Raw genomic sequence first — 24,034 nt, forward strand, 5'->3', positions numbered from 1 at the left:
GCCGTGACCGATCTCTGCAGCCTGCCGGCGACGACGCTGCGCCGCCTGATCGGGCGGCGCGAGCTGTCGCCGGTGGAGCTGGTGGAGGCTTCGATCGAGCGGATCGAGACGGTCGACCCTGCGGTGAACGCCATGGTCACCCGTGCCTTCGACGCGGCGCGGGCAGCGGCGAAACGGGCCGAGGCCGAAGTTGGCGACGACAATGGCCCGCTGCACGGCCTGCCCGTCGCGATCAAGGACCTGAACGCGACCAAGGGCATCCGCACCACCTGGGGCAGCGTGCTTTATGCCCACCATGTCCCGACCGAGGACGAAGGCGTCGTCGCCGCCATCAGGGCGGCGGGCGGCATCGTGATCGGCAAGACCAACACGCCGGAATATGGCTCGGGCGGCAATACAAGAAACGACGTCTTCGGTCCGACGGGTAACCCCTACGATCCCCAGCTGACCTGCGGCGGTTCATCCGGCGGGGCGGCGGTCTCGCTCGCGACCGGCATGGTGCCCCTCGCCACCGGCTCCGACTTCGGCGGCAGCCTGCGCACGCCGGCCGCCTTCTGCGGCGTCGTCGGCTTCCGGCCCAGCGCCGGCCTCATTCCGGAAGAGAGCCGCGTCGTCGGCCTGTCGCCCTTCCCGGTCGAAGGGCCGATGGCGCGAAACGTCGCCGACGCCCACCTGCTGCTGACCGGCATGGCGTTCCACGATCCGGCCGACCCGTTCTCGAAACCGGTCGATCCGGCGCTGGTCGCGCCCCTGCGGCCGGCCGACCTGTCGCGCCTGCGCCTCGCCTTCTCGGAAGACCTCGGCTTCGCCGCCGTCGACCCCGGGATACGCGGCACGTTCCGCCAGCGCCTCGCCCGCCTCGCCCCGCGTTTCGCGGAAGCGAGCGAGGCCGCGCCGCCCATGCAGGACGCGGAAGACGTGTTCGAGACCCTGCGCGGCCTGTTCATGGTCTCGAGCTATGGCGCCATCCTGAAGGCGACGCCGGACCGCCTCGGCCCCAACACGCGGGACAATACCGAGCGCGGCCTGACGCTGGATGTGGAGCGGATCGCCCGCGCCTTCGCGAAGCAGACCCGGCATTACCGCGCCTTCAACCGCTTCTTCCGCGATTTCGACGTGCTGATCTGCCCGGCGACCTCGGTTTCCGCCTTCCCCCACGACCTGTGGTACCCGGCGGCGGTCGAGGGGCGAAGCATGACCACCTATATGACCTGGCTGGCCCTGACCTGGGGCATCACCATGGCGCAAGGCGTCGTCTGCGCCATTCCCTGCGGTCAGGATGCGCAAGGGTTGCCCTTCGGCCTGCAGGTCGTTGGCCCCTCGGGCAGCGACCGCAAGGTGCTGGAAATCGCCCTCGCGCTCGAAGCCGCGATCGCGGGCGAGGCGGATTTCATCCTGCCCCCTCCCGATATCGACGCCCTGCGCCTCGCGCCCGCGCTGGTGTAACCGAAAGAGCCTCTTCCGGATCGAGATCCCGGCCTTCGCCGGGATGACGACTTGGAAGCATGGAGACCCAAACTCGTCGTTCCGGCGAAGGCCGGAACCTCGATCCGGATGGAGCGCCCCTCAGCCGTAGACGAAGGCCGGATCGTCGAGGTCGATCGCCGGCAGCTCCTTCCGCTCGCGCCAGTAATCCTGGGTGTGCTGCCATTCCGGCTTGTCGCCGCGCTTCGGCAGCAGGTGCATCCCGCGCATCAGGTAACCCGGGTTGAAATTCTCCTCGTCGATGAAGGGCAGCAGGGGCATGTCCCTGTCCTCGGGGCGGAGGCGCACCTCGACCCGGGACGCCCCCTTGGCCTTCATGTGGTTCAACAGGCGGCAGACGAAATCGCCGATCAGATCGGCGCGCAGGGTCCAGCTCGCCCGGAAATAGCCGAAGACCCAGACCATGTTGGGCACGCCGGTGAACATCATGCCGCGATAGGTCACGGTGTTCGAGAATTCGAGCGGCTTGTCGTCGATGGTAAAGGCGATATCGCCAAGGACGTTCAGGTTGAAGCCGGTCGCGGTCACGATGATGTCGGCCTCGATCTCCTGGCCCGATTTCAGGCGCACGCCCTTTTCGGTGAACGTCTCGATCTCGTCGGTGACGACGGAGGCCTTGCCGCTGGCCACGCCCTGAAACAGATCGCCGTTGGGCACGAAGGCGATGCGCTGGCGCCACGGCCGGTAGCGCGGCGTGAAGTGGCGGACCACCGTATCCTCGTCGAGGAAGGCGCGGACGCCGGCCAGCAATTCCTGCGTCACCGCCGCCGTGTCCTCGACCGCGCGGCGGGTGAATTCGGCCTGATCGTGCAGCACCTTGCGCCGGGTGATCTCGTGAATCCAGGTCTCGTCGACCTCGAGCGCGCGCAGCATGTCGGCGAGTTCGTTGATGTTCTGCGCCGGGATGAAATAGGTCGGGGAACGCTGCAGCAGGGTTACATGCGCACAGTCGCCGGCAATCGCCGGCACCAGCGTCGCCGCCGTCGCGCCCGAGCCGATGACAAGGACGGTCTTGCCCTTGTAGTCGAGATCCTGCGGCCAGGTCTGGGGATGGACGAGGCGGCCCTTGTAACTGGCCATGCCCGGCCATTCCGGCGTGTAACCCTTGTCGTGGTTATAGTAGCCCTGACACATCCAGAGGAAATTCGTCGTGATCTGGAAGGTCTCGCCCGTGTCGGCGCGGCGCACGCTCAGGGTCCACAGCGCGTCCTTGCCCGACCAGGCGGCGGATTCGATCTTGTGGCGGTAGCGGATATGCTCGCCGAGGGCGTTTTCCTCGATCACCTCGCCCATGTAGGTCAGGATTTCGGCGGCGGTCGCGATGGGGGCGCCGGTCCAGGGTTTGAAGCGATAGCCGAAGGTGTAGAGATCGCTGTCCGAGCGGATGCCGGGGTATTTGTGGGTGACCCAGGTGCCGCCGAACGTGTCCTTGGTCTCGAGCACGACGAAGCGGGTGCCCGGGCATTGCTGCTTCAGGTGATAGGCGCCGCCCACCCCCGAAATCCCCGCGCCCACGATGACGACGTCGAAATGTTCCGCCGCGGCGCTGTCCGGCGCCGGGACACGTGCTGCCAAAGCCATTGTGCTGGCCCTCCCGTTTCCTCGTTGTCGCGGCTCCTATGACTGGAGCCTGCATTCATGACGCCAAAAAATGACGACAGCGTCAACTTTCACGAGGGGAAGGTCTCGCGCATTGATCAGGATCAATCGGTCGCACCGGGCATGGACAGACCCGACGACACGGGGTCTCTCCCCCGGGGGCGCGACGACCGTCCGGCGGCGGGAAGCAGTAGCGATGCGAAGAAGAAATGGCGGACCCGAAAGGATTCGAACCTTCGGCCTCTGCCTTCGGAGGGCAGCGCTCTATCCAGCTGAGCTACGGGTCCGCATCAAGAGGCGCGGACCTTAACCGAAGTCGTGGCCGACGGCAAGCCCAGCGGCAAGGGGATGATGCCTCATCGGCAGGGCCCGAAATTCCCTTCGCGACTGGCGGATCCGAAACAAAAAGGGCCTTCCCGAAGGAAGGCCCCAAGTGCCTGAACGCCAAGGCGTTCTCGATTGGTCGGGCAGGCCGGATTTGAACCGACGACCCCCAGTCCCCCAGACTGATGCGCTACCAGGCTGCGCTACTGCCCGTCATGGCGAGGTAAATCCTCGCGAGGCGGCGGACTATAGCCGCTGAAGGCGCGATGGGCAATGGTCTGGCGCGGTTTTTTCGAGCCCCCGGCGAAAGCCCTCAAATCTTTGATTTCTCGGCCAGAATGGCCCTGATCTCGAGCAATTCACGGCGCAGTTCACGCGCCAGGCCGCGCCAGTAGGCGACATCCTCCACCGGCTCCGCAGCAGCCCCCGCCGTCCCGGGATGGGGCGATTCGCTTGTCGGAGAGGCGACTTCGGGCATGGGCGGCGCCTCCGCCTCGAAATCGGCGGCCACCAGCTCGTCTTCCGCTTCGCCCGCTTCGTCCGCCTCCTCCGCCAGGGCAGGGCGGGGCAAGGGCAGGGCGACGACCGGATTATGGTCGCGGTGTTCGGCCAGACGCTCGGCCAGCGGCTTGGCCACGGCGATCACGGCGGCGGCGCCATTTTCGCGCAGGACTTTCTGCACGCCCTTGATCGTATAGCCGTCGCTGTAGAGCAGATGGCGGATGCCGCGTAGCAGGGCGACATCCTCCGGCCGGTAATAGCGCCGGCCGCCGCCGCGCTTCATCGGCTTGATCTGGGGAAAGCGCGTCTCCCAGAAGCGCAGGACGTGCTGCGGCACGTCGAGTTCCTGCGCCACTTCGGAAATGGTGCGGAAAGCCCCGGGCTGTTTCGCCGGGCCACGGGCCAGGCGCGCCTCGGCGCCTTCGCTTCCCGCCGCTGGCCCGGGCATGGCGCCTTATCCGCGCTGCCGACCCGAAAGGCCGGTGTTGATGTGATCCTTGAGGACATGGGACGGCCGGAACACCAGCACGCGCCGCGGCTCGATCGGCACTTCCTCGCCGGTCTTGGGGTTGCGGCCGACGCGCCCGCCCTTCTGGCGCACGGCGAAAGTGCCGAAGGAGGAAATCTTCACCGCCTCGCCCTCGACCAGGCTGGTGGCGATGGCGTCGAGCACGGATTCGACGAGTTCAGCCGACTCGTTCCGGGACAGGCCGACTTCCTGATAGACCGCCTCGGCCAGATGAGCACGCGTGATCGTGGTCGACATAGATCCCCCTGCGGGCGCCCGTCGCCGCGGGCATACCCATGGAGCCTAGGATGACGGAATAAGCCCGTCAATATCAAGGGGATAGCTGCGCCTTACAGGCGAACGAGGCAGGAGCCCCAGGTAAAGCCGCCGCCCATGGCCTCGAGCAGGACGAGCTGGCCCGGCTTGATGCGCCCGTCGCCCATCGCCTCGGCGAGGGCGAGCGGAACCGAAGCGGCGGAAGTATTGCCGTGACGGTCGACGGTCACCACCACCTTCGAGGCATCGACGCCCAGTTTCCGGGCCGTGCCCTCGATGATCCGGTAATTCGCCTGATGCGGCACGATCCAGTCGAGATCGCTGGGCGCCAGCCCGGTCGCGGACAGGGCTTCGTTCACCGCGTCGGCCAGATTGACCACGGCGTGGCGGAACACTTCCTTGCCGGTCATGCGCAGGTGGCCGACGGTCTGTGTCGTCGACGGGCCACCGTCGACATAGAGCAGGTCGCGGTAACGCCCGTCGGCATGAAGGTGGCTGGTCAGGATGCCACGGTCGGTATTGGCGCCCGTGCCCTGCCCGGCCTCCAGCACGACGGCGCCGGCGCCATCGCCGAACAGCACGCAGGTCGTGCGGTCGGTCCAGTCGAGAATGCGCGAGAATGTCTCGGCCCCGATGACGAGGGCGCGCTTGTGCTGCCCGGCCTTCAGGAAATTGTCCGCCGTCGCCAGGGCATAGACGAAGCCCGAACAGACCGCCTGGATGTCGAAGGCCGCGCCCTTGCGGATGCCGAGATTGGCCTGGACGATGGCCGCGGTCGCCGGGAACGTATAGTCCGGCGTCGCCGTCGCGAGCACGATCAGGTCGATGTCGGCGGCATCGCGCCCGGCGGCTTCGAGCGCGCGGCGCGCGGCCTTGGTGGCGAGGTCCGAGGTGGTTTCGCCGTCGGCGGCGATATGGCGCTGGCGGATGCCGGTGCGGGCGACGATCCAGGCATCATCGGTCTCGACCTGCTGCGCCAGTTCGGCGTTGGTCAACACCCGCTCGGGCAGATAGCCGCCGCAGCCAAGAAGAAGGGAACGCGCGACGACACCACCACCCGGGTTCATGATTGGACAGCTGCCTGTTCTTCTGTTGTCTCTTCCGCCCCGGCGGGCGCCGGGCCGATACGCTTCAGATCGTCGAGCACGCGGTCGACGAAACCGCCGATGGCGAGATCGGCGGCGATGCCGATGGCGGCGGCGAAGCCGACCGCGTTGGTGCCGCCGTGGCTCTTCACCACGAGGCCGTTGAGGCCGAGCAGGGCACCGCCGTTATAGCGATTGGGATCGAGCCGCTCGCGCAGGGCCTGCAGGGCCGGGCGGGCCAGCAGATAGCCGATCTTCGACCAGATCGAGCGCCGGAAGGTGGCGGCGAGATAGGCCGAGATCAGCCGCGCCGTGCCTTCCTGCGTCTTCAGCGCGATATTGCCGGCGAAACCGTCGGCGACGATCACGTCGGCCGTGCCCTGGGCAATGCCATTGCCTTCGACGAAACCGCAGAATTCGAACGGCAGATCGGTCGCGTCGCGCAGAACCTGGGCCGCGCCGCGTACCGCCTCGTTGCCCTTCAGATCCTCGGTGCCGATGTTCAGCAGCCCGACCTTGGGCCGGGGCAGGCCGAGCGAGGCGCGGGCGAAGGCGGCGCCCATGAAGGCGAATTCGACGAGATTGCGCTCGTCGCAGCCGACATTGGCGCCAAGGTCGAGCATGATCGACTCGCCCCGGATGGTCGGCACGAAGGACGCGATGGCCGGCCGGCTGATCGCCGGGGCCTTGCGCAGCAGCAGCATGGCGATCGCCATCAGCGCGCCGGTATTGCCGGCGCTGACCGCGGCCTGCGCCTTGCCGTCGCGCACGGCTTCGCAGGCCATCCACATGGATGTGCCCTTGCCACGACGCATGGCGACGCTCGGCTTCTCGTCGGACGAGATCGCCGTCGCCGTATGGATGATGTCGCTGCAATCGGCCAGCAGCGGCTGCCCCTTCACCAGGGGCGCCACCACGGCCTCGTCGCCGAAAAAGACGAAGCGGACCTGGGGAAAACGCTCACGCGCGATGGCGGCGCCCCCGACGATCACCGAGGGGCCATTGTCGCCCCCCATGGCGTCGACGGCGATCACCATCGGGGACATGGTCGCCATGCCCCGGTCGCCCCGTTCGTCAGGCCGCCGTGGTCGAGGCGACGACTTCGCGGCCGTCGTAATAGCCGCAAGCGCCGCAAACATGGTGCGGCAGCTTCAGCTCGCCGCAGTTCGGGCACTCGTTCGACGCGACCGGGGTCAGCGCATGATGGCTGCGGCGCATGTCGCGGCGCGAGCTGGAAGTACGTTTCTTGGGAACAGCCATTTTATCAACTCGTTCTGGTTACGGGGACCAGCCCCGCCCGGGAAGCGGAGAACATACACGGAAAGTTCTCGAACTCAAGTGTCTCGGCCACCCTTCAGCACGGCAAAGGGGCGATGGGTGCCCTGCGCCTTTTCGGACACGGGCCTTTCCGCCTCTTCCTCCGGCTCGGCGCGGTACTGGGCGGGAATTTCCGCCCCGGGCGCGCGCGGGTAGGGATCGAGCGAAAGCGCCAGCTCCTCGGCCACCAGCTCGCCGAGGTCGACGACGCCGTCGATCAGCGGCTCCGGCGGGTCTTCGGCGTCGGGATCGAACAGGTCGTCGACCGAGAAACCGGCCTCCGGGTCCTCGGCCCCCGGCTCGTAGACCCGTTCGAATTCCACCTCGACATGGGCGGGCACCGGCTCGAGCGAGACGACGCAGGCCTGGGTCACGTCGGCGACCAGCCGGCCGGTGAGGGCAAGGCCGTCGCGCCGGTGGGGTCGCAATTCGATCTCGGCGGCCAGCGACTCGACCGAGATGATGTCGAAACGCTCGGCCAGGGCGGCACGCTCCGCCGGCGTCGCCACCAGTTTCTCGATCCGGCCGCGGGCGTGCACGCTTTCGGCCCGCAGCGGGCGGGAGAATTCGTAGACGGGGGAATCGGCAGTCATCACGCGGTCTCCTGCAACGCCGGAGCGGCCGGCAGCGTGCCGGCCAGGAAAGTCTCGACCGGGGTCGCGGCATAGAGCGCCGCGACCTGCCGGACATGCGCGGCGAGCTGCCGCACCAGCCCCGGCTCGACCTCGGCACCGCGATAGAGGTTGCGAATCAGCGCCTCCCCCAGCGGTCCGTCGTCGGCGGCGGCCAGCGCCCCATCATAGGCCGAAAGCCGGCCATAGAAAGCCTGCGCCATCTTCTTGACCCGGTGCGGCACGCCCTGATCGCCGACACCCAGTTCGCGTAAGGTACGGTCCATGTCCATGAACATGGAATCGAACACGTTCTGCGACAGGCGGGCCAGGCGCTTGTCCGACAAGCCCTTGAAACGGTTCAGCAACAGGATCACCTGCAGGGTCACCATGTCGAAGCGGCCGTCGATCGTGTCGGCCACGGCGAAATGGCGGTAGAATACCGGCTGGCGCGCGCGCTCGACCGCCGACGCATAGAGCGTCGCCGCGATCCGCCGGTCGCCCCGGTTGAACAAGCGCGACAACATCCGTCCTTCACCTTCCTGCCGCTTCGTCCCGTCGAATTGACAGGTCTCGCCCTCGATGACAAGGTGCCACGTCTCTATTTCACGTCGGGCGCGCCGTCGCGTGCGGCGCCCCTGTAATGGACAAGTGTCATCCATGGCCGCTCATCGCTTCAACCTGCCGGGCTTCGCGGCCGCCGCCGCCATCGTGGCCGGTCTTTCCCTCGGCGCCTGCGCGCCGCAGGTCGACGAGCGCGGCTGGCGCCCGGACGATGTCGCGGTTTCCGCGATCCGGCCCGGCGTCGACAACAAGGAATCGGTGATCCGCCTGCTGGGCACGCCGTCCACCGTCTCGAATTTCGACGATCAGTCCTGGTACTACATCTCGGCGACGACCGAGCGCGTCGCCTTCAAGCGCGACGAGCTGACGCAACAGGCGGTGCTGATCGTCAGTTTCGATCAGGCCGGCAATGTCACCGAAGTCTCCCGCCTCGATACCGAGGATGGCAAGCAGGTGGCCATGAACCCGGACAAGACGCCGACCCTCGGCAACGAGCTGACGATCTGGCAGCAGCTGTTCGGCAATCTCGGCCGCTTCAACGCGCCTTCAGGCGGCAGCAGCGGCGCCCCCCTGCCCGGCGGCACCATCGGCCGGCCGTAACCGGCCGAAGCGGCAAAACGAAAAAGGCCCCGCCGGCAGCAACCGGCGGGGCCTTTTCCTTTGGCCCGTCTTTTCAGGACAGGTGCGAGAGAATCGCCAGCAGCAGCAGCGCGACGATATTGGTGATCTTGATCATCGGGTTGACCGCGGGGCCCGCGGTATCCTTGTAGGGATCGCCGACGGTATCGCCGGTCACCGCGGCCTTGTGGGCGTCACTGCCCTTGCCGCCGTGATGGCCTTCCTCGATGTATTTCTTGGCATTGTCCCAGGCGCCGCCGCCCGCCGTCATCGACAGCGCGACGAAGATGCCGGTGACGATCACGCCCATCAGCATGGCGCCCACCGCCGAGAAGGCGGCCGACTGGTCGGCGACCGCCGCCACGACGAAATAGAGCACCACGGGCGCGAGCACGGGCAGCAGCGACGGGATGATCATTTCCCCGATCGCCGCCTTGGTCAGCAGGTCGACGGCGCGGCCGTAATCCGGCTTGGCCTTGCCCTGCATGATGCCCTTGATTTCCTTGAACTGGCGCCGCACCTCGACGACGACCGAGCCCGCCGCGCGGCCGACCGCGGTCATGCCCATGGCCCCGAACAGATAGGGCAGCAGGCCGCCGATCAGCAGGCCGACCACGACATAGGGGTTGGACAGGTCGAAGGTCACCTTCAGGTCGCCGAAGAAGGCCTTCAGATCCTCGGTGTAGGCGGCGAAGAGCACCAGCGCGGCAAGGCCGGCCGAGCCGATGGCATAGCCCTTGGTCACCGCCTTGGTCGTGTTGCCGACGGCATCGAGCGCGTCCGTCGTCTTGCGCACGTCGGGCGGCAGATTGGCCATCTCGGCGATGCCGCCCGCGTTGTCCGTGACCGGGCCATAGGCGTCGAGGGCGACGATCATGCCGGCGAGCGCCAGCATGGTGGTCACCGCGATGGCGATGCCGAACAGGCCGGCGAGCTGATAGGTGGCGACGATGCCGACACAGATGATGAGCGCCGGCACCGCCGTCGCCTCCATCGAGACGGCGAGGCCCTGGATCACATTGGTGCCATGGCCCGTGGTCGAGGCCTGCGCGACCGAACGCACCGGCCGGAACGCGGTCGAGGTGTAATATTCCGTGACCCAGACCAGAAGCCCGGTGACGGCGAGTCCGATCAGCCCGCAATAGAACAGGTGACGGCCGTCGAACGTATGGCCCCCGCCGGTCAGCGGCGCCGACATGTCGCCGAGCACGGCCTGGGTGATCGGCCAGAGCGCCGCCGCCGAGAGGACGCCGGTGACGATCAGGCCCTTGTAGAGCGCGCCCATGATGTTCTGCGACGCGCCGAGGCGGACGAAGAAGGTGCCGATGATCGAGGTGATGATGCAGACGCCGCCGATCGCCAGCGGGTAGAGCATCATCGTCCGCGCGAGATCGCCCGCGAAGAAGATCGAGGCCAGCACCATGGTCGCGACCAGGGTGACGGCATAGGTCTCGAACAGATCGGCGGCCATGCCGGCGCAGTCGCCGACATTGTCGCCCACGTTATCGGCGATCACCGCCGGATTGCGCGGATCGTCCTCGGGAATGCCCGCCTCGACCTTGCCAACGAGGTCGGCGCCGACGTCGGCCCCCTTGGTGAAGATGCCGCCGCCGAGCCGCGCGAAGATCGAGATCAGCGAGGCGCCAAAGCTGAGCGCCACCAGCGGGTCGATCAGCTCGCGCCCGGTCGCGCCCATCTGCAGCAGCACGAGGTAATAGACGGTGACCGCCAGCAGCGCGAGGCCGACCACCAGCATCCCGGTGACCGCGCCCGCCTTGAAGGCGATGCCGAGGGCATTGGTCAGCCCGTCGCGCGCGCCCGCCGCGGTGCGGACATTGGCCCGGACCGAGACATTCATGCCGACATAACCGGCCGCGCCCGAGAGCACCGCGCCGATCACGAAGCCGACGGCGACGAAGGGCCCCAGCAGACCCCAGAGGCCGGCGACGACGACGATGCCGACGATGCCGATGGTGCGATACTGGCGGTTCAGATAGGCGCGCGCGCCTTCCTGAATCGCGGTGGCGATTTCCTGCATCCTGACGGTGCCGGCATCGCGTGACAGGACGGATTTCGCCGCCCATACGCCATAGAGAAGCGCAAGCACGCCGCAACCGATGACGCTGTATAGGCCGATGGTTGTGTCCATGATCTCCCCGCTCGTTTCCTCGGGTCGCCTGGGATGGGCGCCCCGCACCCTCACGCCCCAGCTCTTACCCGCGTCGACGGTGACAGAGAAGGAGCGAAGCCGCAATCAAGGTTAATCTAGTCGGCGTGGCCACAACCTCCGCCGCAGCAGCAGGCATGGGGCGGCACCGCCGGCACCGGCGTCGGCGCCTTCGTGCCGCGTGCCGCCAGCGGCAGCGCGCAGAGCGCGATCAGCGCGAGCGGCAGGGCGGCGATGGGCACGCCGTGCCAGCCGGTCCAGTTCAGCACCACGCCCGACATGAAGGAGGCCATCGAGACGACGCCGAAGACCAGAAGGTCGTTGGCCGCCTGGGTCTTGGCCCGTTCCGCCGGCGTGTAGCAGGTGGTGACGAGGCTGGTGGCGCCGACGAAGGCGAAATTCCAGCCAAGGCCGATCAGCACCAGCGCCACCCAGAACTGCTCGAGGCTGACGCCCGACAGGGCGACGGCCGAACAGCCGAGGATGAGGGCGAGCCCCGCCCCGATCACCCGGGTCACGCCGAGGCGCTCGATCAGCCGGCCGGTGAAGAAGGAAGGCAGGAACATCGCCAGCGAATGCCACTGGATGACGAAGGCCGCGTCCTCCACCGTCAGGGAACAGGCGACCATGGCGATGGGCGTCGCGGTCATCACGAGGCTCATCGAGGCATAGGCGGCGATGCCGGTGGCGAGGGCCGCGATCATGCGCGGCTGGCGCAGGATCTCGATCAGGGGGCGGCCGCTGGCATGACGCTCCTCGGGCGCGAGGTCGGGCAGGCGAAGCCCCGAGAGCAGCACCATCGAGGCAAGGCCAAGCAGGATGACGACGACATAGGCGCCAACGAACGGCAACCCCAGCACCATGTCCTTGGTGAATTTCACCAGTTCGGGTCCGGCCAGCGCGGCGGCGACGCCGCCCGCCATGACGAGGCTGATCGCCCGCGCCCGGTGTTCCGTCCCCGTCGCCTCGGCGGCGGCGAAGCGATAGAACTGGGCGTTGGCGTAATACCAGCCGGTGACCAGCGCCGCCGCGACGAAGAGCCAGAAACTGCCCCACAGGATGCCGAGTCCATAACCGATCCCCCCCGCGACCCCGGCAAGGGCGCCGAGGACGAAAGCCGGCCGCCGCCCCAGATGCTTGTGCACGAGAGAGGCGGGCAGGGTCGAGAGGGCGGCCCCGACCATCACCGCCGTCACCGGCAGGGTGGCCAGCGACTTGTCGTCGGCCAGCATGTGGCCGACCAGCCCGTTCAGGGTGAAGAGGATGGTCGTGCCCGTGCCATAGAACGCCTGGCCAAGACCGAGAAGGACGACGTTGCGCCGCTCGAGCGGCTGGAAACCCGTGGCCATCCCCCTACCCCTTCACCGGCAGAACACTGGTCACGAGCACGTCGCGCACCTCGATTTCGCCGGACGCGCGGCGCAGGGCGTCGAGCACCCGTGCCTTCACCACCGCCTGGTCGAAATCGGCGGGGCCGTCGCGGGTCTCGATCGGCTGGCGCGAGAAATCGTTCATCAGGGCTGACCGCATGTGAGCGTTGCGGTCCCGCAGCAGCAGGGCCGTCGCCTCGTCCTTCACCTCGACCTTGAACGAGAAGGCGATGTAGTTGCGGAAGGTCCCGCTGCGATAGGCCGGCAAGAGCACGTTCTTCAACTCGTAATAGGCGACATCCGGCACTTCGGGCAGCGTGGCCGGCGGCGGCGGCGCCGCCTCGGCCCCGTCGCTGCCAGGCCCGAGGATACCGCTGAAATAGAGGCCACCGCCCGCGAGGCCCGCGAGGACCAGCAGGGCAAGGACCGCGATCATCCAGCGTTTCATCGAGACCCGTCTCCCCGGCCGACAGGATGGCGCCACCCCGTGCGATCCAGTTTCAGCGGCGATCCTGCGCGGTCCAGAACCCGGACGCCTTGACCCTGCTCAAAGCGCCCGATCACCGAAACGGGGCAGACGGCCTCCAGCGCCGCCAGATCGGCCTCCGGCGGCAGGGCGAAGACGAGTTCGTAATCGTCGCCGCCGGTCAGCACGGTGGGCAGCAGCGCGGGGCGGCGCGCCAGCGTCTCGCGCGCGGCGGGCGACAGCGGCACGGCCCCCGCCTCGATGACGGCGCCAAGGCCCGATTGCGCGCAGATGTGGCCGAGATCGGCCACCAGCCCGTCGGAAACATCGCAGCCGGCATGGGCAAGCCCGCGCAGCGCGGCGCCGAGGGCCAGCCGGGGCCGCGGATAGCGATAGCGATCCTCGAGCTGGTCAATTTGGGCGACTTCGGCGCGGTGCAGGCGATGCGCGACATAAAGCGCGGCATCGCCGATGGTGCCCGACACGCAGACGAGATCGCCCGGAAGCGCGCCGGCCCGGCGGATCATGCCGCCCGCCGGCACTTCGCCGATGGCCGTCAGCGAAAACACCGCCGGCCCCGACGTCGAAACCGTGTCGCCACCAACGAGGGCGCCGCCAAAGCGGTCGAGATCGGCGCCGATGCCGGCGGCGAAAGCGGTCAGCCAGGCATCGTCCACGGCAGGCGGCAGCGCCGCCGCCAGCAGGAAGGCCCGGGGGCTGGCGCCCTTGGCCGCGAGATCGGACAGATTGACCCGCATCAGCTTGGCGCCGATGGCGGCGGGCGGATCGTCGGGGAAAAAATGCACGCCGCCGACGATGGCATCCTTGGTCAGGACGAGGTCGAAGCCCGGCCGCGGCGCCAGCAGCGCCGCGTCGTCACCGAGTCCGAGGGCGCCCGGCTCGCCCCGCGTCAGCGGCGCGAAAAGCCGGGCGATGGTCTCGAACTCGTCCATCCCGGAAGGTCCGGGATCAGGCGAATTCGGCCGGGCGCAGGCGCCGCGCCAGCGTGTTCAGCACGCCGTTGGCGAAAGCGGGTTCGCTGCCGGCGAAAAAGGCGTGGGCGACGTCGAGATATTCGTTGATCACGACCCGGGCCGGCACATCGGGCCGGGCCAGGAATTCGTAGATCGCCATGCGCAAAGTCGCGCGCAGGATCGAATCGAGCCGGTCCAGCGGCCAGTCGGCCGTCAGGGCCGGGGTGATCAGCGTGTCGATCTCGTCCCGGCGCTCGGAAGCGCCGCGCACCAGATCGCCGAAGAATTCCTGATCGGCATCGTGCAGCCGCTCGCCCTCGTCGAGTTCGACGCCGAGGCGATGGTCCTTGAATTCCTTGACCACGCCGGTCGCGGGACGCCCGGTGACCTCGATCTGATAGAGCGCCTGCACCGCGGCAAGGCGCGCGGCGCTGCGCGCCTTCAAGCCGGGCTTGGGCGCGCGCTTGGGCGGATTGTCCGAAGGCGTGCTCATGACGCCACCCCAAAGCGGCGGCGCAGGGCGATGAGGGCAAGGGCGGCCTCGGCCGCGCCGCCGCCCTTGTTCATCTCCTCGGGCAGGGCGCGGGCCCAGGCCTGTTCCTCGTTCTCGACCGTGAGGATGCCGTTGCCGATGGCGAGGCCGAGCGAGACGCCGAGGTCCATCAGGCCGCGCGCGCTCTCGCCGCAGACATAGTCGAAATGGCTGGTCTCGCCCCGGATCACGCAGCCGAGGGCGACATAGCCGTCGATCCGGCGCACGCGATTGGCGCGGGACTGGCTGCCCTGTTCGGCGATGCGGATCGCGGTCGGGATTTCGAGGGCGCCGGGAACGGTGATGCGCTCCCAGCTCGCGCCCGCCGCCTCGATCGCGGCGATGGCGCCGCGCAGCTGGGCGTCGGCGATGGCCTGATAGAAGCGCGCCTCGACGATCAGAAGATGAGGACCGCCGTCATTCCCGCCCGAATAGGGCAGGTTGGGATCGCCGGCATCGCTTGCCTTGGGTCGCATGTCGTCTCAGCCGATGTTGAGCTGGCGGTGGTCGGTCACCTTGAGGTCGTAACCCTCGAGACCGACGATGGTCCGCCGCGTGTTGGAAAGCAGGATCATTTCATGGACGCCGAGATCGAGCAGGATCTGGGCGCCGATGCCGTAGTCGCGCAGCTCGTTCGCGCCGGGCGCCTTGCCGGCGGCGACCGCGGCGGTGCGGCCGGCGGCGATGTCGCTCAGCGCGGTCTGGCGGCTGTCGCGGATCAGGACGACGACACCGCGCCCTTCCCGGCCGATTTCCTCCATCGAGGCGGACAGCGGGCTGATGCGGCCACGGCGGTCGGCCAGCAGGTCCTCGAAGACATTGACCGTGTGCATCCGCACGAGGACCGGCGCCGGCCCCGAGATATCGCCCTTCACGAGGGCGAGATGCTCGGTCCCGTCGACCTTGTTGCGATAGACGAGGGCGCGGAACTGGCCGCCATGGGCCGAGTCGATCTCGCTCGAGCCGACGTTGGAGACGAGATTGTCCCAGCGGCGGCGATAGGAGATGAGGTCGGCGATGGTGCCGATCTTCAGGCCGTGGAACTGGGCGAATTTCACGAGGTCGGGCAGACGGGCCATGGTGCCGTCGTCGTTCATGATCTCGCAGATCACGCCCGACGGGTTCAGCCCGGCGAGGCGCGAGACGTCGACCGCCGCTTCCGTGTGGCCGGCGCGGACGAGCACGCCGCCGTCGCGCGCGACCAGCGGGAAGACATGACCCGGCGTCGCCAGATCCTGCGGCCCCTTGGACGGGTCGATGGCGACAGCGACGGTATGGGCGCGGTCATGGGCCGAAATGCCCGTGGTCACCCCCTCCCGCGCCTCGATCGAGACGGTGAAGGCGGTCTGATGGCGCGAGAGATTGTCCCGGCTCATCAGGGTGAGGCCAAGCTGTTCGACGCGCTGGCGGGTCATCGACAGGCAGATCAGGCCGCGGCCGTAGCGCGCCATGAAATTGATCGCCTCGGGCGTCGCCATCTGGGCGGGGATGACGAGGTCGCCCTCGTTCTCCCGGTCCTCGTGATCGACGAGGATGAACATACGGCCGTTGCGGGCGTCCTCGATGATGTCCTCGATCGGGGACAGGAAATTGGTCCATTCGCTCATGCACGCCACTCCTGCAGTCGGGCCACATAGCGCGCGAGAACGTCGATCTCGAAGTTCAGCCGCGCGCCGGGCACGATCAGCTCGCGCCGGAAAGTCGTCATCGTCTGTGTGTGGGGGATGACGTTGATCGAGAAGCAGTCGCCCTCGACGGTATTGACGGTCAGGGACACGCCATCGAGCGCGACCGAACCCTTGGCCGCGACATAGCGGGCGAAGCCTTCGGGCGCCTCGATGGTGATCTTCAGGGAATCGCCTTCGGGCTCGACCGCCGTCACCGTGGCGAGACCGTCGACATGACCGGTGACGATATGGCCGCCCATCTCGTCGCCCACCTTCAGCGAGCGTTCGAGATTGACGGGGCTGCCCGGTGCCCAGTCGCCCAGCCTGGTCTTGCGCAGGGTCTCGGCCGAGGCATCGACCTCGAACCAGGCGGAAGCCCCCGCCTTCGCTGGCGCCTTGTCGACCACGGTCAGGCAGACGCCCGAACAGGCGATGGACGCGCCGATGGCGACACCGCCCATGTCATAGGCGGTCTCGATGCGGAAACGGGTATCGCCGCGCCGCTCCACGGCGGCGATTCGGCCAACGTCGGTGATGATGCCGGTGAACATGATCGCCACTCTTAACGGGACAGACGGTAAATTTCCAAGAGGTCATCCCCGAGACGCTCGACCGCGTCCAGCGCATAGGTCGGCGCCAGCTTCAGCTTGTCGAGCCCGAGGGCTCCCACGGCGGATCGGCCCTCATCCCCGATGATGCAGGGGCCGCGGAACCAGTAGAGACGGTCGACGAGGCCGGCATGGACCAGGCTGGCGGCGACCTGACCGCCACCTTCGACCAGAACGCGGGTGATGCCCTTCTCGGCCAGGCGCTTCATCGCCTGCACCGGGTCGGGATGGCCGCCCGGGCCGCTCGGCACCTCGATCACCTCGACGCCGGCCCTTGTATAGGCGCCGCGCCGCTCCGCCGGGTTGCCGGCGTTGGTGAAAAGGACCGTCGGCACCTCGCAGGCGGTGCGCACCAGAAAATGGGTCAGCGGCAGGCGCAGCCGGCCGTCGGCGACGATGCGCATGGGCGAGCGCTGCGACAGGCCGGGCAACCGGCAGGTCAGCTGGGGATTATCGGCGATCGCCGTGCCGACGCCGACCATGACCGCGTCATGCTCTGCCCGCAGCAGGTGGGAGCGGGCGCGCGCCAGCTCGCCTGTGATCCACTGGCTGTCGCCGGTCCGGGTCGCGATGCAGCCGTCGAGGCTGGTCGCCAGCTTCAGCGTGATGCTCGGCCGCCCGTCCAGCTTGCAGAAGAAGCCGGCGTTCAGGCTCTGCGCCTCGCATTCCAGGCAACCGGTGGCGACCGCGATACCGGCCGCCTTCAGCAGGGCGATGCCGCGCCCGGCGACCCGCGGGTCCGGGTCGATGGTGGCGACGACGACACGGGCGACGCCGGCCGCGATCAGCGCCTCGGCGCAGGGGCCGGTCTTGCCGTGGTGGGAACAGGGCTCCAGCGTGACATAGGCGGTGGCGCCCCGGGCCGCCGCGCCGGCCCGCGCCAGCGCCTCGGTCTCGGCATGGGGCCGGCCGCCGGGCTGGGTCCAGCCCCGGCCGACGACGGCGCCGTCCTTGACGAGGATACAGCCAACCGCCGGATTGGGCGCGACGTTGCCGAGGCCGCGCCGGGCAAGGGTCAACGCCGCCGCCATGTGGCGGCGGTCGATGTCGGAGAAGCGGTCAGTCGTTGTCCGCACCGGCCAGCCGCCCGACGAAAGTCTCGAAATCCTTGGCCTCGCGGAAATTGCGGTAGACCGAGGCGTAGCGGACATAGGCGACCGAGTCGATGGAGGCGAGGCCTTCCATCACCATCTCGCCGACGAGGTCCGAGGGAATCTCGCTCTCGCCCATCGACTCGAGACGGCGGACGATGCCGGAGATCATCCGCTCCACCCGCTCGGGTTCGACGGGGCGCTTGCGCAGGGCGATCATGATCGACCGGGCCAGCTTGTCGCGGTCGAAGGGCACGCGGCGGCCGCTCTTCTTCACGATGGTGATTTCGCGCAGCTGCACCCGCTCGAACGTGGTGAAACGGGCGCCGCAGCCGGGGCAGAAGCGCCGCCGCCGGATCGCCGCGTTGTCCTCGGTCGGACGGCTGTCCTTCACCTGGGTTTCTTCATGGCCGCAGAACGGGCAGCGCATCGTGTTCCCCCCTAGCCCCGACGAAAGCAGCGGCGCCGCGAAAGCCCGTCGCGGCGCCGCCTCACTGGATTAACGATAGATCGGGAAATCGGCGCAGAGCCGGGTGACCTTCTCGGCCACCGCCTTCTCGACCGCGCCATTGCCCTCGACGCCATTGGCGGCGAGACCGTCCAGCACTTCCGCGATCAGGTCGGCGACATACTGGAACTCGGCGACGCCGAAGCCCCGGGTGGTGCCGGCCGGCGTGCCGAGACGGATGCCCGAGGTGACCATCGGCTTTTCCGGATCGAAGGGGATGCCGTTCTTGTTGCAGGTGATCTGGGCCCGGTCGAGCGCCTTCTCGGCGATATTGCCGGTCAGCTTCTTCGGCCGCAGGTCGACCAGCATCACATGGGTGTCGGTGCCGCCCGAGACGAGATCGAAGCCGTGGCCCTTCAGCCGCTCGGCCAGCGCCTTGGCATTCTCGACCACCTGGCGGGCATAGGCCTTGAACTCGGGCTGCAGCGCCTCGCCGAAGGCGACCGCCTTGGCCGCGATGACATGCATCAGCGGACCGCCCTGCAGGCCGGGGAAGACCGCCGAATTGATCTTCTTGCCGAGGTCGGCATCCCGCGTGAGGATCATGCCGCCGCGCGGACCGCGCAGGGTCTTGTGCGTCGTCGTCGTCACGACATGGGCGTGATCGAGCGGATTGGGATGGGCGCCACCCGCGACGAGACCGGCGAAATGCGCCATGTCGACCATGAAATAGGCGCCCACCTTGTCGGCGATGGCCCGGAACTTGCCAAAGTCGATCTGACGCGGATAGGCCGAGCCGCCGGCGATGATCACCTTCGGCTTATGCTCGAGGGCGAGAGCCTCGACTTCGGCGAAGTCGATCTGATGGGTGTCGGGGCGCACCGAATAGGGCACCGGCTTGAACCATTTGCCCGACTGGTTGGCCGGCGCGCCATGGGTCAGGTGACCGCCCGCGGCGAGATTGAGGCCGAGAAAGGTGTCGCCCGGCGACATCAGGGCGAAGAACACCGCCTGATTGGCCTGGGCGCCCGAATGGGGCTGGACGTTGGCGTAGGTCGCGCCGAACAGTTGGCAGGCGCGGGCAATCGCCGCGGCCTCCGCCTTGTCGACTTCCTCGCAGCCGCCGTAGTAGCGCTTGCCCGGGTAGCCTTCGGCATATTTGTTGGTCAGGACCGAGCCCTGGGCTTCCAGCACCGCCTTGGAGACGATGTTCTCGGAGGCGATCAGCTCGATGAAATTCTGCTGGCGGTGCAACTCGAGGTCGATCGCATGGGCGAGCTCGGGATCCCGGTCGGCGAGGCTGCCGCCGAAGAAGGGCGAGAGATTGGAAAGGGTGGCGGGAGTCGCGGTCATGGACGGACCTCGCAAGTTTGGTGACGAAACGGGTTCAGCAGGACGTGGCGCCGGATGCGCCCGAGCTCGGCGGGCATCCCAGCTTGGCGACACGGCCGGCATGGCGGCCCCCTTCATAGGGGGTCTCGAGGAAGGCGACAAGGCAATCGCGCGCGACCTCGAGGCCGATCATGCGCGCACCGAGCACCAGGACGTTGGCATCGTTGTGCTGGCGCGACAGGCGCGCGGTCAGGCCGTTGTGGCACAGCGCGGCGCGGATCGCGGGATCGCGGTTCAGCGCGATCGAAATACCGATGCCCGAGCCGCAGATGGCGATGCCCTTTTCAACCTTGCCGGTGGTGACGGCCTGCGCCAGGGCATAGCCGAAATCGGGATAATCGACCGAAGCGGGGCCATTGGTGCCGAGATCGAGCACCTCGAAGCCACGGGCCTTCAGCTCGTCGGCGAGGAAAGATTTCAGTTCGACGCCGGCATGATCGGACGCCAGGGCAATGACGGACACGGCAGCGCGCCCTCCGGACTATGATGGCAGGGGGCGGACGTTACCAGATGTCGGCGACCAACGCCATGCCGCACACCATGGGTGCGGCATGACGTCGGCGCAGGGGCGCCTCAGCCGCCGAACATGGCCTTTTCGGCCGACACCGCCTCGATGAAGGCGCCGCGGGCGAGGATGGTCGCGACATAGGCGGCCAGCTTCGGATAGGTCGCGGCGTCGATTTCGTAACCCGAATGGTTCAGGTTCACGATCTGGGCCGCGACGGCGATATCGGCGAGGGTCAGGCGGTCGCCGACCAGGAAGTTGCTCGCCGGGATCTGGCTTTCGAGATAGGCGAGCAGCGGCGGCAGGCCTTCCGTCTCGGCCTTGGCGGCGGCGGCTTCGTCGCCCTGCTGGCCCATCAGGCGCGGCATGACCACGCGGTTCCAGAAGATCGGCGCGACCTGGGCCGACAGCACGGTATCGGCGAATTCCTCGAACCAGATGGCGCGGGCGCGCAGCGCCGGCTCGGCCGGCAGCACCGGCGCGTCGGGGAACTTCGCCTCGAGATAGGTGATGATCGCCGTCGAGTCACAGATCTTGAAGTCGCCGTCGGTGAAGCCCGGAATCTTGCCGAGCGGGCTGATGCCGCGGAAGTTCGGGCTGGAATCGCCCGGCATCACCGGCTGATGCTCGAACGCGAGGCCCTTTTCCTTCAGGGTGACCAGCGTCTTGCGCACGAACGGGGACAGGCCCACGCCATAGAGAATCATCGTTACCTCCCTTGCCCCTTATTCCCAGGGCAGGGCTGGACAATGACTCGTTCCCACCGCCGAAACCAGCCCCCCGGAGGGGCGGGAGGGGATCCCATGCCCCCCTTTTCGTCATTCCGGCGAAGGCCGGAATGACGAATGTCGGGGGCCGAGCCTACTTCTTCTCCGGCACGGCCAGCCGGATCGAAAGTTCGCGCAGCTGCTTCGGGGTGACCTCGGCGGGGGCGCCCATCATCAGGTCCTCGGCCTTCTGGTTCATCGGGAAGACAATGACTTCGCGGATGTTCGGCTCGTCCGCCAGCAGCATGACGATACGGTCGACACCCGGGGCGATACCGCCGTGGGGCGGGGCGCCGTAGCGGAAGGCGTTCAGCATGCCGCCGAAGCGCCGCTCCACCTCCTCGGCCGGATAGCCGGCGATGTCGAAGGCCTTCAGCATGATGTCAGGGCGGTGGTTCCGGATCGCGCCCGACGACAGTTCGATGCCGTTGCAGACGATATCGTACTGATAGGCGTTGATGGTCAGCGGATCCTTGGTTTCCAGGGCTTCCATGCCGCCCTGGGGCATCGAGAACGGGTTGTGCGAGAAGATGATCTTCTTCTCGTCCTCGTCATATTCGAACATCGGGAAGTCGACGATCCAGCAGAAGCGGAAGGTGTCCTTCTCGACGAGGCCGAGTTCGTTGCCGATGCGGGTGCGGGCGAAACCGGCCAGCTTGGCCGCCGGCAACTCCTTGTCGCAGGCGAAGAAGATGGCGTCGCCATCCTTGCAGCCCGAGAGTTCCTTGAGCTGGGCGACCCGCTCCGGCCCGATGTTCTTGGCCACCGGGCCCTTGCCCGCCTCGCCCTCGAAGATGACATAGCCAAGGCCGGCGGCGCCTTCGCCCCGGGCCCAGTCGTTCATCTTGTCGAAGAAGCTGCGCGGCTGGCTGGCGGCGCCCGGCGCCGGGATGCCGCGCACCACCGCGCCCTGCTCGACCGCCTTGGCGAAGATGCCGAAGCCCGAGCCGCGGAAGATTTCCGAGACGTCGACGATCTTGATCGGGTTGCGCAGGTCGGGCTTGTCGTTGCCGTACCACAGCATCGAATCGCGATAGGCGATATGGGGGAAGGCGCCCTCGGCGATGGTCTTCGTGGAGAATTCGCGGAACACGCCCGCCACCACGGGCTCGACCGCCGCGAAAACGTCGTCCTGAGTGACGAAGCTCATCTCGAGATCGAGCTGGTAGAATTCGCCCGGGCTGCGGTCGGCGCGGGCATCCTCGTCGCGGAAACAGGGCGCGATCTGGAAGTAGCGGTCGAAGCCCGCGACCATGAGCAGCTGCTTGAACTGCTGCGGCGCCTGCGGCAGGGCATAGAACTTGCCCGGGTGCATCCGGCTCGGCACCAGGAAGTCGCGCGCGCCTTCGGGGCTGGACGCCGTCAGGATCGGCGTCTGGAATTCCATGAAGCCCTGCTCGATCATGCGGCGGCGCAAGCTGGCGATCACCTTCGAGCGCAGGATGATGTTCTGGTGCAGCTTGTCGCGGCGCAGGTCGAGGAAGCGGTACTTCAGCCGGATGTCCTCGGGGTAGTCGTGCTCGCCGAAGACCGGCATCGGCAGCTCTTCGGCGGCCGACTGCACGGCGATCTCGGCGATGCGGACTTCGACCGCGCCCGTCGCGAGGTTGGCGTTCTCGGTCCCTTCGGCGCGCCGCACCACGGGGCCGGTCACGGTGACGACCGATTCGGCCCGCAGGGACTCGACGGTCCTGAAGGCGGCGGCGCCCTCGTCGATCTCGATCACGCATTGCGTGATGCCGTAATGATCGCGCAGGTCGACGAAGAGAAGATTGCCGTGATCGCGCTTGCGATGGACCCAGCCCGAGAGACGGACGGTCGTGCCGATGTCGGCGGCGGTCAGCTGGCCGCAGGTGTGGCTGCGATAGGCGTGCATGGTATGAACTTCTCCGATGCGGTCGCCGGGTTTTACGGGGGCGGGCGCGCCTTAGCAAGCCCGGCCCGCAAGCCTTGCAACAGCCATGCGCCATCTGGAGGGGCGTATTTCCCGCGGAAATTTGCTAACAAGCGGGATCATGACCGAAACCACCGCCCTCTCCGCCCCGGAAACCGCCGAAATTCGCCCCGCCCGTGGCATCGACGCGCCGGTGTGGCTGCGCGACCTGTGGTATCTCGCCCTGCCCTCGCGCGAGCTGAAGGCGGGCGCCATGCTGGCCAAAAGCCTGCTGGGCGAGCCTGTGCTGCTGGCGCGGGAAGCCGGCGGCACGGCCTTTGCCCTGCGCGACATCTGCCCTCACCGGGGCATTCCGCTGTCCTGCGGCCGCTTTGACGGTAGCGACGTCGAATGCTGCTATCATGGCTGGCGTTTCGACAAGACGGGGACCTGCACCGCCATCCCCGCCCTGACCGCCGAACAGGGCGAGACGATCAGGATCGACCGCATCAAGGTCCGGCGCTATCCCCTCGCCGAGAAACACGGGCTGATCTGGGTCTTCATCGGCGACGAGCGCCTCGCGGAGACGACGCCGGTGCCGGACGTGCCGGGCTTCGAGACGGGCGCCCGCCCGTCCCATGTCGAGAAGATGATCTTCCCCTGCCCGCTCGACGATGCGGTGGTCGGGCTGATGGACCCCGCGCATGGGCCTTACGTCCACCGGTCGTGGTGGTGGCGGACCAAGGCCTCGATGCACGAGAAGGCGAAGCAGTTCGCCCCCTCCTTCCTCGGTTTCACCATGGTGCGGCACGCGCCGTCGAAGAATTCCTTCGCCTACCGCCTGCTGGGCGGCAAGCCGGAGACCGAGATTTCCTTCCGCCTGCCGGGCATCCGCACCGAGGAAATCAATGTCGGCAAACATCGTTTCGCGGGTTTGACGGCGATCACACCGCTGACCGCCAATTCCTGCGAGATTACCCAGGCCATGTATTGGACCATGCCCTGGGTCACCGCGCTGAAACCCGTCCTGCGCCATTTCGCCCGCACCTTCCTGAAACAGGACGGCGACATCGTCACCATGCAGCAGGCGGGTCTTGCCCATGGCCCGTCGCTGATGCTGCTCGAGGACGCGGATACCCAGGCCAAATGGTATTATCTTCTGAAGAAGGAATTCGCGAAGGCCAAGGCCGAGGGCCGCGAGTTCCAGAATCCGGTCAAGGCGCGTGTCTTGCGCTGGCGGTCCTGACGGACCCGCCGCCGGTTGCCGAGTGCTGAAAGGACGAATG

General features: G+C 67.7%; 25 protein-coding genes and 2 tRNA genes. 3 read left to right on the forward strand and 24 right to left on the reverse strand.

All coding sequences use genetic code 11. The features are described 5' to 3' along the window. Nucleotides 1-3 precede the first annotated feature (3 nt). On the forward strand, nucleotides 4-1,446 hold the full coding sequence (locus DKG74_RS17720; protein ID WP_207779403.1) for an amidase: 1,443 nt from the start codon (nucleotides 4-6) through the stop codon (nucleotides 1,444-1,446). Nucleotides 1,447-1,566: 120 nt separating this feature from the next. Here DKG74_RS17720 and DKG74_RS17725 read toward each other — a convergent pair whose 3' ends face one another. The 10 genes from DKG74_RS17725 to DKG74_RS17770 all read right to left on the reverse strand — a co-directional run bounded on the left by DKG74_RS17725 (nucleotide 1,567) and on the right by DKG74_RS17770 (nucleotide 8,233). Beyond that, nucleotides 1,567-3,066 carry a flavin-containing monooxygenase gene (locus DKG74_RS17725; RefSeq protein WP_109907519.1) on the reverse strand — a complete coding sequence of 500 codons (1,500 nt, stop codon included), beginning with the start codon at nucleotides 3,064-3,066 and terminating at the stop codon, nucleotides 1,567-1,569. A gap of 228 nt (nucleotides 3,067-3,294) precedes the next feature. Then, nucleotides 3,295-3,371, reverse strand: a tRNA-Arg gene (locus DKG74_RS17730). Between the two features lie 173 nt (nucleotides 3,372-3,544). Continuing rightward, nucleotides 3,545-3,621: transfer RNA gene (locus DKG74_RS17735), tRNA-Pro, on the reverse strand. 100 nt (nucleotides 3,622-3,721) lie between these two features. After that, nucleotides 3,722-4,357 carry a MerR family transcriptional regulator gene (locus tag DKG74_RS22320; protein ID WP_243404159.1) on the reverse strand — a complete coding sequence of 212 codons (636 nt, stop codon included), beginning with the start codon at nucleotides 4,355-4,357 and terminating at the stop codon, nucleotides 3,722-3,724. 6 nt (nucleotides 4,358-4,363) lie between these two features. Continuing rightward, nucleotides 4,364-4,675: an integration host factor subunit alpha gene (locus tag DKG74_RS17745; RefSeq protein ID WP_109907520.1), complete on the reverse strand. Its 312-nt coding sequence runs from the start codon at nucleotides 4,673-4,675 to the stop codon at nucleotides 4,364-4,366. Nucleotides 4,676-4,767: 92 nt separating this feature from the next. After that, nucleotides 4,768-5,760, reverse strand: a complete 993-nt coding sequence (locus DKG74_RS17750) for a beta-ketoacyl-ACP synthase III (protein WP_109907521.1) — start codon at nucleotides 5,758-5,760, stop codon at nucleotides 4,768-4,770. Next, entirely contained in the window at nucleotides 5,757-6,833 is a 1,077-nt protein-coding gene (gene plsX / locus DKG74_RS17755) for a phosphate acyltransferase PlsX (protein WP_423841699.1), read from the reverse strand. Before plsX ends, DKG74_RS17750 begins: the two co-directional genes overlap by 4 nt. A gap of 19 nt (nucleotides 6,834-6,852) precedes the next feature. Beyond that, nucleotides 6,853-7,038 carry a 50S ribosomal protein L32 gene (rpmF, locus tag DKG74_RS17760; protein ID WP_109907522.1) on the reverse strand — a complete coding sequence of 62 codons (186 nt, stop codon included), beginning with the start codon at nucleotides 7,036-7,038 and terminating at the stop codon, nucleotides 6,853-6,855. Nucleotides 7,039-7,112: 74 nt separating this feature from the next. Next, on the reverse strand, nucleotides 7,113-7,688 hold the full coding sequence (locus DKG74_RS17765; RefSeq protein ID WP_109907523.1) for a YceD family protein: 576 nt from the start codon (nucleotides 7,686-7,688) through the stop codon (nucleotides 7,113-7,115). Next, entirely contained in the window at nucleotides 7,688-8,233 is a 546-nt protein-coding gene (locus DKG74_RS17770; protein ID WP_165837742.1) for a ubiquinol-cytochrome C chaperone family protein, read from the reverse strand. Before DKG74_RS17770 ends, DKG74_RS17765 begins: the two co-directional genes overlap by 1 nt. 133 nt (nucleotides 8,234-8,366) lie before the next feature. Between DKG74_RS17770 and DKG74_RS17775 the strand changes: the two genes are divergently transcribed. Beyond that, nucleotides 8,367-8,870, forward strand: a complete 504-nt coding sequence (locus tag DKG74_RS17775; protein WP_165837743.1) for an outer membrane protein assembly factor BamE — start codon at nucleotides 8,367-8,369, stop codon at nucleotides 8,868-8,870. 73 nt (nucleotides 8,871-8,943) lie between these two features. On the opposite strand, the gene DKG74_RS17780 is transcribed toward DKG74_RS17775, so the two are convergent. From DKG74_RS17780 to aspS, 14 genes are all read right to left on the reverse strand, one after another. Continuing rightward, nucleotides 8,944-11,037 (reverse strand): sodium-translocating pyrophosphatase, encoded by a 2,094-nt coding sequence (locus DKG74_RS17780; RefSeq protein ID WP_109907525.1) that lies wholly within the window; start codon nucleotides 11,035-11,037, stop codon nucleotides 8,944-8,946. A gap of 116 nt (nucleotides 11,038-11,153) precedes the next feature. Then, a complete protein-coding gene (locus DKG74_RS17785) occupies nucleotides 11,154-12,404 on the reverse strand; it encodes an MFS transporter (protein WP_109907526.1) in 1,251 nt (416 codons plus the stop codon). Between the two features lie 4 nt (nucleotides 12,405-12,408). After that, nucleotides 12,409-12,873, reverse strand: coding sequence for a flagellar basal body-associated FliL family protein (locus DKG74_RS17790; RefSeq protein WP_109907527.1), 465 nt, complete (start codon nucleotides 12,871-12,873; stop codon nucleotides 12,409-12,411). Then, nucleotides 12,870-13,844 (reverse strand): thiamine-phosphate kinase, encoded by a 975-nt coding sequence (gene thiL / locus DKG74_RS17795; RefSeq protein ID WP_109907528.1) that lies wholly within the window; start codon nucleotides 13,842-13,844, stop codon nucleotides 12,870-12,872. The genes DKG74_RS17790 and thiL overlap by 4 nt, the downstream gene beginning before the upstream one ends. A gap of 16 nt (nucleotides 13,845-13,860) precedes the next feature. Then, nucleotides 13,861-14,358 (reverse strand): transcription antitermination factor NusB, encoded by a 498-nt coding sequence (gene nusB / locus DKG74_RS17800; protein ID WP_109907529.1) that lies wholly within the window; start codon nucleotides 14,356-14,358, stop codon nucleotides 13,861-13,863. Beyond that, nucleotides 14,355-14,873, reverse strand: coding sequence for a 6,7-dimethyl-8-ribityllumazine synthase (gene ribH / locus DKG74_RS17805; protein ID WP_109907530.1), 519 nt, complete (start codon nucleotides 14,871-14,873; stop codon nucleotides 14,355-14,357). Before ribH ends, nusB begins: the two co-directional genes overlap by 4 nt. Nucleotides 14,874-14,879: 6 nt before the next feature. Continuing rightward, entirely contained in the window at nucleotides 14,880-16,004 is a 1,125-nt protein-coding gene (gene ribB, locus DKG74_RS17810; RefSeq protein WP_109907531.1) for a 3,4-dihydroxy-2-butanone-4-phosphate synthase, read from the reverse strand. Continuing rightward, on the reverse strand, nucleotides 16,001-16,615 hold the full coding sequence (locus tag DKG74_RS17815; RefSeq protein ID WP_109907590.1) for a riboflavin synthase: 615 nt from the start codon (nucleotides 16,613-16,615) through the stop codon (nucleotides 16,001-16,003). Before DKG74_RS17815 ends, ribB begins: the two co-directional genes overlap by 4 nt. Before the next feature lie 11 nt (nucleotides 16,616-16,626). Next, complete coding sequence (ribD, locus tag DKG74_RS17820; RefSeq protein WP_423841700.1) at nucleotides 16,627-17,748, reverse strand: bifunctional diaminohydroxyphosphoribosylaminopyrimidine deaminase/5-amino-6-(5-phosphoribosylamino)uracil reductase RibD; 1,122 nt, start codon at nucleotides 17,746-17,748, stop codon at nucleotides 16,627-16,629. Beyond that, complete coding sequence (gene nrdR / locus DKG74_RS17825) at nucleotides 17,732-18,193, reverse strand: transcriptional regulator NrdR (RefSeq protein ID WP_109907533.1); 462 nt, start codon at nucleotides 18,191-18,193, stop codon at nucleotides 17,732-17,734. The genes ribD and nrdR overlap by 17 nt, the downstream gene beginning before the upstream one ends. Nucleotides 18,194-18,262: 69 nt before the next feature. After that, complete coding sequence (glyA, locus tag DKG74_RS17830) at nucleotides 18,263-19,564, reverse strand: serine hydroxymethyltransferase (RefSeq protein ID WP_109907534.1); 1,302 nt, start codon at nucleotides 19,562-19,564, stop codon at nucleotides 18,263-18,265. A 34-nt stretch (nucleotides 19,565-19,598) separates the two neighbouring features. Further along, nucleotides 19,599-20,066 carry a ribose 5-phosphate isomerase B gene (rpiB, locus tag DKG74_RS17835; protein ID WP_109907535.1) on the reverse strand — a complete coding sequence of 156 codons (468 nt, stop codon included), beginning with the start codon at nucleotides 20,064-20,066 and terminating at the stop codon, nucleotides 19,599-19,601. Nucleotides 20,067-20,176: 110 nt separating this feature from the next. Then, on the reverse strand, nucleotides 20,177-20,815 hold the full coding sequence (locus tag DKG74_RS17840) for a glutathione S-transferase family protein (RefSeq protein ID WP_109907536.1): 639 nt from the start codon (nucleotides 20,813-20,815) through the stop codon (nucleotides 20,177-20,179). 154 nt (nucleotides 20,816-20,969) lie between these two features. Beyond that, nucleotides 20,970-22,751 carry an aspartate--tRNA ligase gene (gene aspS, locus DKG74_RS17845; RefSeq protein ID WP_109907537.1) on the reverse strand — a complete coding sequence of 594 codons (1,782 nt, stop codon included), beginning with the start codon at nucleotides 22,749-22,751 and terminating at the stop codon, nucleotides 20,970-20,972. A 139-nt stretch (nucleotides 22,752-22,890) separates the two neighbouring features. On the opposite strand from aspS, the gene DKG74_RS17850 reads away from it, so the two are divergent. Next, nucleotides 22,891-23,994 (forward strand): aromatic ring-hydroxylating oxygenase subunit alpha, encoded by a 1,104-nt coding sequence (locus DKG74_RS17850; RefSeq protein WP_109907538.1) that lies wholly within the window; start codon nucleotides 22,891-22,893, stop codon nucleotides 23,992-23,994. Nucleotides 23,995-24,034: the final 40 nt, after the last annotated feature.

The organism is Zavarzinia aquatilis (assembly GCF_003173035.1).
GTDB lineage: Bacteria > Pseudomonadota > Alphaproteobacteria > Zavarziniales > Zavarziniaceae > Zavarzinia > Zavarzinia aquatilis.

Bases quoted from the DNA above. Each gene is read 5' to 3' on its own strand.
- DKG74_RS17725 (WP_109907519.1), bottom strand. From the start codon at position 3,066: ATGGCTTTGGCAGCACGTGTCCCGGCGCCGGACAGCGCCGCGGCGGAA.
- DKG74_RS17840 (WP_109907536.1), bottom strand. From the start codon at position 20,815: ATGATTCTCTATGGCGTGGGCCTGTCCCCGTTCGTGCGCAAGACGCTG.
- DKG74_RS22320 (WP_243404159.1), bottom strand. From the start codon at position 4,357: ATGCCCGGGCCAGCGGCGGGAAGCGAAGGCGCCGAGGCGCGCCTGGCC.
- nusB (WP_109907529.1), bottom strand. From the start codon at position 14,358: ATGAGCACGCCTTCGGACAATCCGCCCAAGCGCGCGCCCAAGCCCGGC.
- DKG74_RS17780 (WP_109907525.1), bottom strand. From the start codon at position 11,037: ATGGACACAACCATCGGCCTATACAGCGTCATCGGTTGCGGCGTGCTT.
- DKG74_RS17745 (WP_109907520.1), bottom strand. From the start codon at position 4,675: ATGTCGACCACGATCACGCGTGCTCATCTGGCCGAGGCGGTCTATCAG.
- DKG74_RS17750 (WP_109907521.1), bottom strand. From the start codon at position 5,760: ATGAACCCGGGTGGTGGTGTCGTCGCGCGTTCCCTTCTTCTTGGCTGC.
- DKG74_RS17815 (WP_109907590.1), bottom strand. From the start codon at position 16,615: ATGTTCACCGGCATCATCACCGACGTTGGCCGAATCGCCGCCGTGGAG.
- DKG74_RS17785 (WP_109907526.1), bottom strand. From the start codon at position 12,404: ATGGCCACGGGTTTCCAGCCGCTCGAGCGGCGCAACGTCGTCCTTCTC.
- ribH (WP_109907530.1), bottom strand. From the start codon at position 14,873: ATGCGACCCAAGGCAAGCGATGCCGGCGATCCCAACCTGCCCTATTCG.
- DKG74_RS17850 (WP_109907538.1), top strand. From the start codon at position 22,891: ATGACCGAAACCACCGCCCTCTCCGCCCCGGAAACCGCCGAAATTCGC.
- DKG74_RS17765 (WP_109907523.1), bottom strand. From the start codon at position 7,688: ATGACTGCCGATTCCCCCGTCTACGAATTCTCCCGCCCGCTGCGGGCC.
- DKG74_RS17790 (WP_109907527.1), bottom strand. From the start codon at position 12,873: ATGAAACGCTGGATGATCGCGGTCCTTGCCCTGCTGGTCCTCGCGGGC.
- ribB (WP_109907531.1), bottom strand. From the start codon at position 16,004: ATGAGCGAATGGACCAATTTCCTGTCCCCGATCGAGGACATCATCGAG.
- DKG74_RS17770 (WP_165837742.1), bottom strand. From the start codon at position 8,233: ATGTTGTCGCGCTTGTTCAACCGGGGCGACCGGCGGATCGCGGCGACG.
- thiL (WP_109907528.1), bottom strand. From the start codon at position 13,844: ATGGACGAGTTCGAGACCATCGCCCGGCTTTTCGCGCCGCTGACGCGG.
- plsX (WP_423841699.1), bottom strand. From the start codon at position 6,833: ATGGCGACCATGTCCCCGATGGTGATCGCCGTCGACGCCATGGGGGGC.
- DKG74_RS17775 (WP_165837743.1), top strand. From the start codon at position 8,367: ATGGCCGCTCATCGCTTCAACCTGCCGGGCTTCGCGGCCGCCGCCGCC.
- glyA (WP_109907534.1), bottom strand. From the start codon at position 19,564: ATGACCGCGACTCCCGCCACCCTTTCCAATCTCTCGCCCTTCTTCGGC.
- aspS (WP_109907537.1), bottom strand. From the start codon at position 22,751: ATGCACGCCTATCGCAGCCACACCTGCGGCCAGCTGACCGCCGCCGAC.
- rpmF (WP_109907522.1), bottom strand. From the start codon at position 7,038: ATGGCTGTTCCCAAGAAACGTACTTCCAGCTCGCGCCGCGACATGCGC.
- nrdR (WP_109907533.1), bottom strand. From the start codon at position 18,193: ATGCGCTGCCCGTTCTGCGGCCATGAAGAAACCCAGGTGAAGGACAGC.